The following is a 13,023-nucleotide window of genomic DNA, read 5'->3' on the forward strand; positions in this document are numbered from 1 at the left end:
ATGTGTGAGTGCTTTTTTGCTGACCAATAAATAGATAGAGTAGAAAATACCTGATAACACAGCCAGAATAAAGGCAGTGTCAAAATTTAATTCAAAGAAAAATTCGAAGCCCACCAGCATCGCCATTCCAAATAATGCAATGGAGGTGCCAATCCAAAAATTGGTTGCCGGTTTAGTTTTTAAAAAGGCGAACGAAATGATTCCGACCCAAAGCGGCGACAAATTGGTCAGTAATGAAGCTTGTGTTGCGCTCGATTCCTGAATGGCAATATTCCAAACCGCAACATCCGAAGCGAATAGGACACCGCAAATAACCGCGAGGATCAAAAATCTTTTCTCTGGCAGTTTGAATTTTCTGGTAATTAACACATAAGGCATTAACAAAGAAACGGCGATCGCCATCCTGTAAAAGGCCGAGATTAGCCCAGGAGCCAACTTTAGTTTGACCAGTATCGGGAAAATTGAAATACAAAGTATCCCGAAAGCAAGCGCTAATCTTGGTTTTCCGTTGGTCATCTGTGCTTACAGTTAAAAAAACACGGATTTCATTAATTAGTGATAATTCATGAAATCCGTGTTCAAAGTTTATTAATTAATCGTCTCGCCGTTAGCAACACCATCCGTATCTGGATTTACAAAAACCAGTTTTCCTTCGGTATTTGTAGTCATCAAAATCATTCCTTGACTTTCAACACCACGTAAGGTTCTCGGGGCCAAGTTTACCAATACGGTTACTTTTTTCCCAACAATGTCTTCTGGTTTAAAACTCTCAGCAATACCTGAAACAATCGTACGAACGTCAATTCCCGTGTCCACCTTCAAAATCAAAAGTTTGTTGGCTTTCGGCATTTTTTCCGCTTCCAAGATTGTTCCCACTCGGATATCCATTTTTGAGAAATCATCAAATTGAATCGCTTCTTTTTGTGGTTCCACAATTTTGTTTTCCGCTTTATTAGCCGTTTTGGTAGCTTCTAGCTTGTCTATTTGTTTTTGAATTTCTTCATCTTCAATTTTTGCAAACAATAATTCCGCTTCGCCTATTTGGTGTCCGCCTGGAATCAAATCAGATGTTTCTGAAATAGCACTCCAACTCAACGGATTTTCGATTTTCAAAATTCTTGATAATTTTTTTGCCGTGAAAGGCAAGAATGGTTCGCAAAGAGAACTCAATGCCGCGGCAATTTGAAGCGCTACATACATTTGGGTTTGTACACGACCTTGATCGTTTTTTATCATTTTCCAAGGCTCTTCGTCTGCCAAGTATTTATTTCCTAAACGGGCTACGTTCATCATTTCACCCAAAGCTTCTCTGAATCTGTAACGTTCCAAAGAACTCGAAATCACTGCGGGATATGCTTTCAATTCCGCTAAGGTCGCCTCGTCCACTTCCGAAAGTGTGTTCGGACTTGGAACAACTCCTTCGTAATATTTATTGGTCAAAACCACCACACGGTTAATGAAATTTCCAAAAATAGCAACCAATTCATTATTGTTTCTCGCCTGGAAATCTTTCCAAGTGAAATCATTGTCCTTGGTTTCTGGCGCATTCGATGTCAAAGCATAACGCAAAACATCCTGTTGGTTTGGAAATTCCTCCAAATATTCGTGCAGCCAAACCGCCCAGTTTTTAGAAGTCGACAATTTGTTTCCTTCCAGGTTCAAGAACTCGTTCGCGGGAACATTGTCAGGCAAAATATAGCTTCCCTCGGCTTTCAACATCGCAGGGAAAATGATGCAATGGAAAACAATATTGTCTTTCCCAATGAAGTGAACCAGTTTCGTATCCTGATCTTTCCAGTACGGTTCCCAGTCTTTGCCTTCGCGCAAAGCCCATTCCTTGGTAGAAGAAATGTAGCCAATTGGAGCATCAAACCACACATATAATTTTTTCCCTTCGGCGCCTTTAACAGGAACATCAATTCCCCAGTCCAGGTCACGGGTTACCGCGCGAGGTTCCAGTCCGCCGTCAATCCAGGATTTCACCTGTCCGTAAACGTTGGGTTTCCAGTCATTTTTGTGTCCAACTAAGATCCATTCCCTCAAGAAATCCTCGTAACGGTCCAAAGGCAAAAACCAGTGTTTCGTCGATTTCATAATGGGGGTTTCTCCCGTGATGGTCGATTTTGGGTTGATCAAATCGGTAGCGTTCAGCGTAGAACCACATTTTTCGCATTGGTCGCCGTAGGCTTCCTCGTTGCCACATTTAGGGCAAGTCCCAACAACAAAACGATCCGCCAAGAACTGATCCGCTTTGGCGTCGTACAGTTGCTCGGTCACTTCTTCGATAAAATCACCTTTTTCATAAAGCGTTCTGAAAAACTCAGAAGCCGTATCGTGATGGATCTTAGATGAAGTCCTCGAATAATTATCGAACGAAATTCCAAAATCAGAGAACGACTTACGGATAATCCCATCATATTTATCAATCACTTCCTGAGGCGTGATACCTTCTTTCTTGGCTTTCATGGAAATGGCAACGCCATGCTCGTCGCTTCCGCAAACAAACAAAACGTCTCTTCCTTGCAATCTCAGGTAACGGGAATAAATGTCCGAAGGCACATAAACACCCGCCAAATGGCCAATGTGAATCGGTCCGTTCGTATAAGGCAATGCCGCCGTAATGGTATATCTTTTTGGATTCTGTATCATGATTCAATTTTATTGGCTGCAAAAATAAGGAATCCAATTTTTATTTGAAGCTATTTCCCGCTATACGTTGCAATCTTTTGCTTTTTAAAGAAAAAGTAAAAGGATTTTCACTGCTATCGGGGCTAACGGATTTAGGATTTTAATCCGTTTCTCATTTTTAATGCGGCTTTTTTTATCTTTGCAACGCAATCAATGAAAACACAACCATGGCAAAAGGACCCGAAAAAGACACGAAAAACAAGGCGTTGCACACCAAATTACTGAATCGGAAAAAGACCAAACTTCAGGAAGAGAAAAAGGAAAAGGCCTTGCGGTTGAAAGCTTTGGTCACAAAAATGAATCAGAAAAAGAGTAGTGACGAATTGGATATCAGATAAATCGCATTGCTTTCTGCAACATTATTTTTTTACAAACGGGACTTTCTTTGTGCCGTAATCAGTAAAGACACTGATGAAATAAACACCCGAAGGTAATGAAGCAACATCCCAGTGGGTAGCTGAGTCTGTTTCCATTACTTTTTGCCCAATGACATCGTAAAATATCGTTTTTCTGAGTGTAATTCCGCTGGGTAAATCAAGCGTTATCGAATTGTTTGCGGGGTTGGGATATAAATTCACCGTTTCCAGTTCTAAATTATTTATTCCCAAAAACACGCTGTTGTTTTTCGAGATTAAATCAGAATTCGGGTCAAAAACTACAGAGGACACCGCAAACGGTACGTTCCTTAGAAAAACCTCCCCGTTAAAAGTGTTGTCTAAAATCAAATCCATTTGTTGACCACTACTTCCCAAAAGACGGATCGGTATTGGCATTTCGAAGTAAGAAACGGAAGGGTCAGATTGCGCCTGATTAATCGTGAATTTAACCATATTACTTAGGTTTTCGTAGTTAACAGTGTAGCTGGGGTAACCCTGATTGTAAATCCAATCATTAAAGAATTCGGTCAAACTACTACCGTAAACTGCTTCTAAATGGAGCTGTAAGTCAGTCGTTAGCGCGTATTTGTATGCTAAATTGGGATCAGCCAAATAGTTTTTAATACCTTGGAAAAACAATGCGTCTCCCATTTTCAGCCGAAGCATATTCAAGACCATAGCGCCTTTGTAATAAGTAAGTCTGGAATTAAAGATTCTGCTCACGCTGAGCAAATCATTGTCCGATAGATACACTGCACCGGAAGGACTTGATGTAATGTTGTTTACCATACCGTTTTTATTGGCTATAAATGCAGCTTGGCCGTCGAAGTTTTCAATCACTAATGCCGCCACGTAAGTAGCAAAGCCTTCATTTAGCCAGATGTCTTTCCAGCTTCCGCAGGTTATTTTATCGCCAAACCATTGATGCGCCATCTCATGGGCAACGAGTCCGCGACCAAAGCTATTCATAAACGAAACTGTGGTATGCTCCATGCCACCTCCCCAACCAAATTGGGCGTGGCCATACTTTTCTTGGTGAAAGGGATAGATTTCAAACAGCGTTTCGTACAAGTCTAAAATCAACGGCGTTTGCTGCAGCTGAGTCTGCACTAGGGGTAATGTTTCGGGATAAATGTAGTTGATGATGGGGTATTGATTTGGCGCAGAGCCTCCTGTCTGGTTATAGACGCTGTAATTCGTGACCGCAATGGCTATCAAATACGCGGGAATCGGGTAGCCGTGGTGAAAGTGGGTGGTTTTGTAAGTTCCATTGATGATCGGTGGCGCGGTTTCTATTCCGTTAGAAACGGCCACATACTGTGAGGGAGCGGTAATATAGACATCAATGTTGTCCGTTTTGTCATTTAAATCTTGTTTGCAAGGCCACCAGTCCCTGGCTCCATAAGGTTCGGACAAGGTGTACAAGACGGGAGTTCCGTTGTGGGTAGAGCTTGTAAATGCATTGCTTTGATTGGACGGAATACCTGAATACGAAATGGAAACTGTAGCGACAGAGCCTGCAATTAGGGCGCTTGGAAGTGTTATGACTAATTCATTAGTGTCCGTTTGAATAAATGACAATGGAAGCCCGTCTTTTATAGCCGAGCTAACGGTCAGTTGATTAGTTAGGTCAAAAGTGACTGTAGATAAATCGGTCAGCACCGTAAAAGTGGTAGTAACTGTGCCGGAGATGAAATTAACGGATGGATCAACCGTAAATTCCAGCTTATGATAACTAATGTCGTAATTCTGCGTATTGGGATTGGTTTTAAAGCTCAATTTGTTAGAAGCCACTTTCATTTCAGATTTTGCTATCGCATCAATGGTGCTATCATTCCCCTGAGCCGAAAGCAATGCTACAAAATAGAAAAGAATTATTATCAAATAATTTTTCATAAAGCCTGATTTTATGTAAAAATAATGAATATTTAATAATTTCATCATTAACTTACGGGAAACGGCAGTGTAAATCGCGATAAGTTTTTGTGTGTTCCAATTTTGTAGTCTCCACAGCTGTTGGATATTGAAAACAAATGGGCTATTAATCTTATTTTAGATAAATTTCATTTCTGTTTTAATTTACCCGAAATTTGCCGCATACTATTTAAAAACAAAACAGATGGAATTCGGAAAAATAATTATTTCAGAAACTGCCTTTAAAAGTGATAATCTCCAAGATGTGATCCATTCTAATATTTCGGTGATTAACCTGATGCGTGAGGAAGGTATTGATGACGATTTGATTCACGAAGATGCGATAATGAGTTATTATTTGGATTACTATACGGCACAATGTACCGAAGGAGATTTTGCTCAGTTTGTGTACAATTCAGGCTGGGATAAAGAACTAAACGAATTGATCGAAGAAGGCTTGGCTTTGGTTGGTGCTGAAAGACATTTGGAATTTTTCCAGCAACAATCCAAAAAAGTCAGATTGATGAGTAGCGTAAAGCTGAATAAATTTCTGAAAGGAAGACTTGAAGGCGTAAACCCAACAAGAGGCCTACTAAATGCTCAGCCATTTTCAGCTGTCGAAGAAGACCTAGTAACTTTGAACGCTAATTTTTTAAAATCACATCCCGATTTCGAAGTGATGTCAGTAGACGATATGTTTGCCGTTTTGGAAGAATTTATTGGGCACGAAATCAAAAGAGCGTAATTTTAACCACATAGAAACATAGTTTTTCATGTGTTTTAAAAAAGACATTTCATTTTTTATAGAATACATAACTATGTGAAAAACGAATTCTGTGAACTTCTTTAAAGTGAAGGATTTCTATGTATCTATGTTGTTAGATTTATTTAATCAACCAGTTTAATATGAGTTGTCAAGAGATTTATATTATTAGCCAATAAAATCTTACGGTTTTTCATCAAAACTTTGTCCCGTTTCTATCAAACATTTCCTTAAATTTGCTTCCATTAATATATAAGTAGAGTTATAAAAATCAAGCTATGTTACAAATCACATTTATTAGAGAGAATCAGGAAAAAGTAATCAAGGCTTTGGCAAAAAGGAATATGGATGCCAAAAGTGTTGTTGAAGAAGTGGTACAACTGGATGAAAGACGTCGTGCGACACAGGTCGAATTAGACGGTATTTTATCTGAATCTAATAAATTATCCAAAGACATAGGCGAATTGATGAAAGGCGGAGAGAAATCGAAAGCCGCTATACTTAAAGAAAAAACAGTTCTATTAAAAGAGAAAAGCAAAAGGTTGGCCGAAATTGCTGATGCCATTGCACAAGAACTCTTGGAAAAATTATATAGTCTGCCCAATCTTCCGGCTGATATCGTTCCTGAAGGGAAAACACCTGAGGAAAACCTAAATGTTTTTGAAGAAGGCGCTATTCCAGTTTTGCACGAAGGTGCACAACCACACTGGGAACTGGTGAAGAAATACGACATCATCGACTTCGAATTGGGAGTGAAAATAGCGGGTGCGGGATTTCCGGTTTATAAGGGAAAAGGAGCGCGATTACAACGCGCTTTGATTAACTATTTTTTAGATAAAAATACGGCCGCAGGTTACAATGAAGTTCAGGTTCCTCATTTGGTAAATGAAGCGTCGGCATACGGAACGGGGCAATTGCCGGACAAAGAGGGGCAAATGTACCACGATGCTGCGGATGATTTATACCTAATCCCTACGGCTGAGGTTCCTGTAACCAATATATTTCGTGATGTGATCTTAAGCGAAAATGAGTTGCCGATTTTAACTACCGCTTACACACCTTGTTTCCGACGTGAAGCAGGTTCTTATGGAGCGCATGTACGTGGACTGAACCGTTTGCATCAATTTGACAAAGTAGAAATTGTACGTGTAGAGCATCCGGACAACTCTTACAAAGCTCTGGACGGAATGGTAGAACACATAAAAGAGATTCTGAACGAATTGAAATTACCATATAGAATATTGCGTCTTTGTGGCGGAGATATGGGTTTCACATCGGCATTGACATATGATTTTGAAGTTTTCTCAACAGCGCAAGACCGTTGGTTGGAAATATCTTCAGTTTCAAACTTTGAAACCTTTCAAGCAAATCGTTTGAAATTGCGTTTCAAAGACAAAGAGGGAAAAAACCAGTTGGCACACACCCTAAACGGAAGTTCATTGGCTTTGCCAAGAGTTTTGGCAGGAATCCTTGAAAATTACCAAACTGCGGATGGAATAGTGATACCAGAAGTATTGCGTCCGTATTGCGGATTTGATATCATTGATTAATTAGTGTTCAGTCCTCAGTGATCGGTGTTCAGTTAGCTTTTTGGACAACGACCGTTTAGCAAACTGAACACTGAATACGGAACACTTTTTACATGAAGAATTTTTTTCTACATATCACTCTGTTTTTTTCATTGGTTTGTTTTTCGCAAAACGAACAATTGGCGCAATATTATTATGACAAAGGCGATTTTGAAAAAGCCAAAATCAATTACGAGGAGCTATTAGCCAGCGTCCCTCAAAACATGCAGTATTTCCTTAGAACCGTCGATTGTTACCAGCAGCTACAACAATATGATGTCGCCGAAAAAGCAATTCAGTCCCGTTTGGATAAATACAATCAAGGAAACCTTTTGGTTGAATTGGGATACAACTTCCAACTGCAAAAAAACGAGGAAAAAGCCAAAAATTACTACAATCAGGCCATAGAAAAAATTAAGAAAAACCCGAATGAAGTGTATGGCATTGCCTCCTCATTTGAGAAAAAGGTATTGCTAGAAAATGCGCTGCAATCCTATCAGACTGCAACAGATATAGAGCCCAGGCTTAATTTTAATTTTCAAAAAGGACTACTTTATGGGCAATTGGGAAACACGGACATGATGATTTCCACGTTTCTTGATGAAGCAGTGGCTACTCCGCAGAACTCCATATTAATCCAGAATCAATTGTCGCGTTTCATGTCGGAAGATAGCGACGCCAATTTTAATGACGCCTTACGAAAAGCGTTAATTATCCGAGTTCAAAAAAGTCAGGATCTTTTCTGGAACCGTTATTTAAGTTGGTTCTATGTGCAACAAAAGGAATTTTCAAAGGCCTTTATTCAAGAAAAAGCCATCTACAAACGCAATACCGAGTCGCTGTCTAATATTGTGAACTTGGCACACTTGTCCATTGAAGAAGGCGATCAGGACATTGCCAAGGAAATATTGGATTTTGTAATAGCAAACACTAGGGACATCGAGTTGCTTATTCAAGCCCAGACTTACTTGGTGAAAATAAAAATTGACAAGGCACAGGAAAAAGATTTCGCTGCCATCAATACCGAATTGGCCAGTTTGCTGACGGAATATGAGATAACCCCTTTTACCTTATCTTTGCAATTAATTCAGGCGCATTTTGTGGCTTTTAATTTGAAGGATCCAGAACAAGGAAGAGCAATTATTAAAAAAACGCTCGAGCTGCAATTGAACGATTATCAAGTGGCGCAGGCGAAAATGGAATTGGCGGATATTTTACTTTTCGAAGAAAAATTCAACCAGGCATTGATTTATTATTCTCAAATTGAGATGGATCTGAAAAATGACGTGGTGGCGCACGAAGCGACTTTGAAAGCGGCTAAAACCAGCTATTTCAAGACTGATTTTGTTTGGGCATTGAAACAGTTCAAGGAACTGAAATCAGCCAGTACGCAATTGATTGCTAACGATGCATTGGAATATTTCCTTTTGATAAATGACAACACCGTTGCCGATTCGACACAAACGGCGCTGAAAGAATTCGCCAAAGGAGATTACCTTTTATATCAAAATAGAAATAAGGAAGCCATCACGCAGTTTCAATCTATTTTGCAAAAGTACAAAGGACAGGAAATAGAGACGGTAACGCTGTTGCGCTTGGGCAAAATTTATGAAAAGACAGGGGATTATAATTTGGCCTTAAGCCAATATCAAGAAATAATGGATCATCATGGTGACGGGATTTACATTGATGAGGCCCTGTTTTTGTCGGCTGAAATTTTCAATAAAAAACTGATGGCAGCTGAAAAGGCAAAACCATTATATGAAAAAATAATTTTCAATCATCAAGACAGCATTTATTTTGTGGAGGCAAGAAAGAGTTTTAGAAAATTAAGGGGAGACACGAATTTATAAGCTAATCGGTTAAACGATTAAAACAAATCAATAAGGAATGATAATATACAACGTTACCACAAACATACACGAAAGCGTTCACGATCAATGGATGATCTGGATGCAGCACAAGCATATTCCAGAAATTCTGGCTACGGGCAAATTTTCTTCGGCTCGATTGGTTCGGGTGTTGATTGAGGAGGAAATGGGAGGGGTAACTTACTCGGCCCAGTACACCACTGACAGCAAAGAAACTTTGGAAAGGTATTATCAGGAGGATGCACCCAAGTTTCGGGAAGAAGGCGCAAAACTATTTGGAGACAAAATGTTGGCTTTTAGAACCGAATTGGAAGTGATTTCTGAGCACTAGGAGGAAGTATTTAGTGTCCAGTTAATCAAATAGGGACTTATAGTATATATTTAGAAGGAGCAAATTGCCTCGTCTAATTTAAAAAATAGTTTAAAGTAATAAGTAAGAGGTTGGAAAACTTTAAACTTGAACCTTTAACCCTTTAAACATAAAAAATGGAAAAAGTAAAAGCCAAAAAACACCTCGGACAACATTTCTTGAAGGACGAAAGTATCGCTAAAGACATTGCGGACACTTTGAACTTGCAAGGTTATGATGCTGTACTGGAAATAGGGCCAGGAATGGGTGTTTTGACAAAATATTTATTGGGCAAACCTATTACTACATATGTTATCGAGATAGATACCGAATCAGTAACTTATTTGGACGAGAATTATCCGAAACTGAAAGACAAGATTATTTTTAAGGATTTCTTGAGGTACGATATTAATGAAACTTTCCAAGGAAAGCAATTTGCTATCATCGGTAATTTTCCATATAACATTTCAACCCAAATCGTTTTCAGGGCATTGGAATACCGCAACCAGATTCCTGAATTTGCGGGCATGTTCCAAAAAGAAGTTGCACAACGCATCTGTGAAAAAAAGGGAACAAAAGCCTATGGTATATTATCTGTTTTAGTGCAGGCATTCTATGATGCGGAATATTTGTTTACGGTTGATGAAAATGTCTTTATCCCACCACCAAAGGTGAAATCGGGTGTTTTACGTTTGCGGAGAAAAGCGGATTATAGTTTGCCTTGTGGCGAAAAATTATTCTTCACAGTGGTGAAAACGGCGTTCCAACAACGACGAAAAACCATGCGTAACAGCTTAAAAACGTTGAATCTATCGGATAGTTTAAGAGAAGACCCTATCTTTGACCTTCGTCCAGAGCAGCTGGATGTAGCGCAGTTTATTGAACTTACCCAAAAAATAGAAGCCGATGGAATTTAAAATCAGCAAAGACTTAATACTCGAATTAGAGCAACATATTGTTAATAAAGACGACAAAGGATTAGAGCGTCTTCTTGGCGATATGCACCATGCCGATATTGCAGAGATTCTGGACGAACTGGATTTTGACGAGGCTACCTATATCTTTAAGGTTTTGGGTTCTGAACAGACCTCCGAAATACTTCTGGAATTAGAAGACGATTTACGGGAAAATATATTAAAGAGGCTGTCCGCCAAGGAGATTGCAGAGGAGCTTGATGAGTTGAATACTGATGATGCCGCAGATATCATAGCGGAGCTTTCGCAGTCCAAAAAAGAAGAGGTAATCTCGGAGCTGGACGATTTAGAGCACGCGAAGGACATTATTGACCTTTTGCGTTATGATGAGGATACCGCAGGTGGTTTGATGGGGAAGGAGCTTGTGAAAGTCAATGAAAACTGGAGTGTTCTTACCTGCGTAAAAGAAATGCGTGCCCAAGCTGAGAATGTTTCGCGCGTGCATTCCATCTATGTTGTTGATGATGAAAACAGGTTGAAAGGACGGTTATCCCTAAAAGACTTATTGACCACATCAACCAAAACGCAAATTTCCGATATCTATATTAAAAAAGTGACCTCGGTTAACGTTGATGCGGAGGACGTTGAGGTAGCAAGAATTATGCAGAAATATGACTTGGAAGCGATTCCCGTCGTAGATGCGATGGGACGGTTAGTGGGCCGTATCACCATTGATGATATTATTGATGTGATCAGGGACGAAGCGGACAAGGATTACCAATTGGCTGCGGGTATCTCGCAGGATGTGGAAGCGGATGACAGCATTCTCGAATTGTCCAAAGCACGTCTGCCTTGGCTGGTTTTGGCACTGTTGGGTGGTTTTATAACCGTAAAGGTTTTAGGTTTATTTGAAGGAGCCATGGCTGAACACGGAAACTTATTCTTTTTCACGCCGTTAATTGCCGCAATGGCAGGAAATGTCGGGGTACAGTCCTCGGCAATCATAGTTCAAGGCTTGGCCAACAACACTTTGAGCGGGTCTTTATTCAATCGACTTATAAAAGAGATTTCTTTGAGTTTGTTAAATGGTGCCATACTGGCATCCATCTTGTTTTTGGGCAGTTATTTCCTTTTAGGCGAGCCGCCCATACTTGGGGTTGTTATTACAAGCGCATTGGTTTCGGTAATTATTATAGCTTCGCTCATAGGCACATTTATACCGCTGTTGCTCGATAAGTTTGGGGTTGACCCTGCGCTGGCAACCGGCCCATTTATAACCACAAGCAACGATATTTGCGGAATTTTAATCTATTTTTCTATTGCAAAAATGATTCTGGGATTCTAAAAGCACTAAACTAACTAACTACTAAAAAACGAATAACCAAAATGAAAATACACATAATCGGCGGAGGGAACCTGGGCGTCGCAATCGCCAAGGGACTGTCAAAATTCTCGCAGGGAAATCAAATCACCATCACCAGAAGAAACACAGCAAGCATCGTTTATTTGGAGCAACTTGGCGTTACCGTTTCCTCCGACAATACTTATGGCATCCAGGAGGCAGATATCGTTATCCTGACCATAAAACCCTATCAAGTAGACACCGTTTTGGCCGAAATCCTTCCTACAATTACCAATAAAGTGGTTGCTTCTGCCGTGAGCGGATTATCAATCGAAAATTTACAAAACAAGATAGGCGCTTCCAATAGCGCCATCCGAATCATGCCCAATATTGCCTCGCAATTTGGCGCCTCGGCTACCTGTATCGCTTTCCATGAAAAGGACAAAGAGAAAGCGCAAAATGTAGTCGCACTTTTCAAAGATTTAGGCACTGCTCCAATTATTGACGAAAAATTAATGGATGCGGCCACCGTTCTTGCCGCCTCTGGAACCGCTTTTGCACTGCGTTACATCCGCGCATCCATGCAAGCAGGAATCGAAATAGGATTTGACTGGCAAACCGCGTTGGCGATTTCTGCGCAGACCGTAAAGGGAGCCGCCGAAATGGTCATGGAAGAACAAGTGCATCCCGAGCAGTTAATCGACCGTGTAACCACACCTCAAGGCTGTACTATAGCGGGACTGAACGAAATGGAAATGCACGGATTCAGTTCGTCGCTGATACGGGGAATCAAAACCTCACTGAAACAAATAAAGGGGTAATACTTAGACTTATTTTGGGCATTACCCGCCAAAAAAAGGCGGGTCGGGCTGTCCGCTATATCCATGCAAGAAAAGCGTGGGATGCCGCTCCCATCCCTAATGCGAGCCCGCTTCCAAACCAAATTTGTAACTTTGAATTCATTCAAATCAAACAACGGATATTTTGAAACCAGAAAACATTAAAATTCTACACATCGATAGCAATAACCCCATATTAATGGGACAATTGCAAGAACTGGGTTTTATAAACCACGAAGATTTCACTTCCTCAAAGGAAGAGATCGAAGCCAAAATCCAAGATTATCAGGGAATAGTGATTCGAAGCCGATTCAAAATTGATAAGGAATTCTTGGACAAAGCCACTAATTTGCAGTTTAGAGCACGAGTAGGAGCGGGTCTGGAAAGCATCGATTGCG

Annotated in this window: 11 protein-coding genes and 1 pseudogene; 9 read left to right on the forward strand and 3 right to left on the reverse strand. The window is 40.3% G+C overall.

Annotation, left to right across the window (positions count from 1 at the left end):
• Both VIH09_RS10085 and metG read right to left on the reverse strand, forming a co-directional pair.
• A partial coding sequence (locus VIH09_RS10085) for a DMT family transporter (RefSeq protein WP_331580531.1) occupies positions 1 to 516 on the reverse strand: 516 nt, incomplete at its 3' end.
• Positions 517 to 588: 72 nt separating this feature from the next.
• Complete coding sequence (metG, locus tag VIH09_RS10090; RefSeq protein WP_331580533.1) at positions 589 to 2,649, reverse strand: methionine--tRNA ligase; 2,061 nt, start codon at positions 2,647 to 2,649, stop codon at positions 589 to 591.
• 206 nt (positions 2,650 to 2,855) lie between these two features.
• Here metG and VIH09_RS10095 point away from each other — a divergent pair, with 206 nt between their 5' ends.
• Positions 2,856 to 3,026, forward strand: coding sequence for a hypothetical protein (locus VIH09_RS10095; protein WP_331580535.1), 171 nt, complete (start codon positions 2,856 to 2,858; stop codon positions 3,024 to 3,026).
• A gap of 21 nt (positions 3,027 to 3,047) precedes the next feature.
• Here the strand turns inward: VIH09_RS10095 and VIH09_RS10100 are convergent, their stop codons facing one another.
• A complete protein-coding gene (locus VIH09_RS10100; RefSeq protein WP_331580537.1) occupies positions 3,048 to 4,961 on the reverse strand; it encodes a M1 family aminopeptidase in 1,914 nt (637 codons plus the stop codon).
• 223 nt (positions 4,962 to 5,184) lie between these two features.
• On the opposite strand from VIH09_RS10100, the gene VIH09_RS10105 reads away from it, so the two are divergent.
• From VIH09_RS10105 to VIH09_RS10140, 8 genes and pseudogenes are all read left to right on the forward strand, one after another.
• Positions 5,185 to 5,724, forward strand: coding sequence for a DMP19 family protein (locus tag VIH09_RS10105; RefSeq protein ID WP_331580539.1), 540 nt, complete (start codon positions 5,185 to 5,187; stop codon positions 5,722 to 5,724).
• A 296-nt stretch (positions 5,725 to 6,020) separates the two neighbouring features.
• Complete coding sequence (gene serS, locus VIH09_RS10110) at positions 6,021 to 7,292, forward strand: serine--tRNA ligase (RefSeq protein ID WP_331580541.1); 1,272 nt, start codon at positions 6,021 to 6,023, stop codon at positions 7,290 to 7,292.
• 92 nt (positions 7,293 to 7,384) lie between these two features.
• A complete protein-coding gene (locus VIH09_RS10115; protein ID WP_331580543.1) occupies positions 7,385 to 9,163 on the forward strand; it encodes a tetratricopeptide repeat protein in 1,779 nt (592 codons plus the stop codon).
• A gap of 37 nt (positions 9,164 to 9,200) precedes the next feature.
• Entirely contained in the window at positions 9,201 to 9,512 is a 312-nt protein-coding gene (locus VIH09_RS10120; RefSeq protein WP_331580545.1) for a DUF4286 family protein, read from the forward strand.
• Between the two features lie 155 nt (positions 9,513 to 9,667).
• Positions 9,668 to 10,447 (forward strand): 16S rRNA (adenine(1518)-N(6)/adenine(1519)-N(6))-dimethyltransferase RsmA, encoded by a 780-nt coding sequence (gene rsmA, locus VIH09_RS10125; RefSeq protein ID WP_331580547.1) that lies wholly within the window; start codon positions 9,668 to 9,670, stop codon positions 10,445 to 10,447.
• Positions 10,437 to 11,789 carry a magnesium transporter gene (gene mgtE / locus VIH09_RS10130; protein ID WP_331580549.1) on the forward strand — a complete coding sequence of 451 codons (1,353 nt, stop codon included), beginning with the start codon at positions 10,437 to 10,439 and terminating at the stop codon, positions 11,787 to 11,789. The genes rsmA and mgtE overlap by 11 nt, the downstream gene beginning before the upstream one ends.
• Positions 11,790 to 11,830: 41 nt before the next feature.
• Entirely contained in the window at positions 11,831 to 12,607 is a 777-nt protein-coding gene (gene proC / locus VIH09_RS10135) for a pyrroline-5-carboxylate reductase (protein ID WP_331580551.1), read from the forward strand.
• Positions 12,608 to 12,824: 217 nt separating this feature from the next.
• Positions 12,825 to 13,023: pseudogene (locus tag VIH09_RS10140) on the forward strand (hydroxyacid dehydrogenase); the annotation flags it as partial.

It is taken from the genome of Flavobacterium sp., assembly GCF_036515215.1.
Taxonomy (GTDB): Bacteria; Bacteroidota; Bacteroidia; order Flavobacteriales; family Flavobacteriaceae; genus Flavobacterium.

Excerpts from the sequence above, each read along its gene's own strand:
- metG (WP_331580533.1), bottom strand. The coding sequence starts at position 2,649 with ATGATACAGAATCCAAAAAGATATACCATTACGGCGGCATTGCCTTAT.
- VIH09_RS10095 (WP_331580535.1), top strand. The coding sequence starts at position 2,856 with ATGGCAAAAGGACCCGAAAAAGACACGAAAAACAAGGCGTTGCACACC.
- VIH09_RS10100 (WP_331580537.1), bottom strand. The coding sequence starts at position 4,961 with ATGAAAAATTATTTGATAATAATTCTTTTCTATTTTGTAGCATTGCTT.
- VIH09_RS10105 (WP_331580539.1), top strand. The coding sequence starts at position 5,185 with ATGGAATTCGGAAAAATAATTATTTCAGAAACTGCCTTTAAAAGTGAT.
- serS (WP_331580541.1), top strand. The coding sequence starts at position 6,021 with ATGTTACAAATCACATTTATTAGAGAGAATCAGGAAAAAGTAATCAAG.
- VIH09_RS10115 (WP_331580543.1), top strand. The coding sequence starts at position 7,385 with ATGAAGAATTTTTTTCTACATATCACTCTGTTTTTTTCATTGGTTTGT.
- VIH09_RS10120 (WP_331580545.1), top strand. The coding sequence starts at position 9,201 with ATGATAATATACAACGTTACCACAAACATACACGAAAGCGTTCACGAT.
- rsmA (WP_331580547.1), top strand. The coding sequence starts at position 9,668 with ATGGAAAAAGTAAAAGCCAAAAAACACCTCGGACAACATTTCTTGAAG.
- mgtE (WP_331580549.1), top strand. The coding sequence starts at position 10,437 with ATGGAATTTAAAATCAGCAAAGACTTAATACTCGAATTAGAGCAACAT.
- proC (WP_331580551.1), top strand. The coding sequence starts at position 11,831 with ATGAAAATACACATAATCGGCGGAGGGAACCTGGGCGTCGCAATCGCC.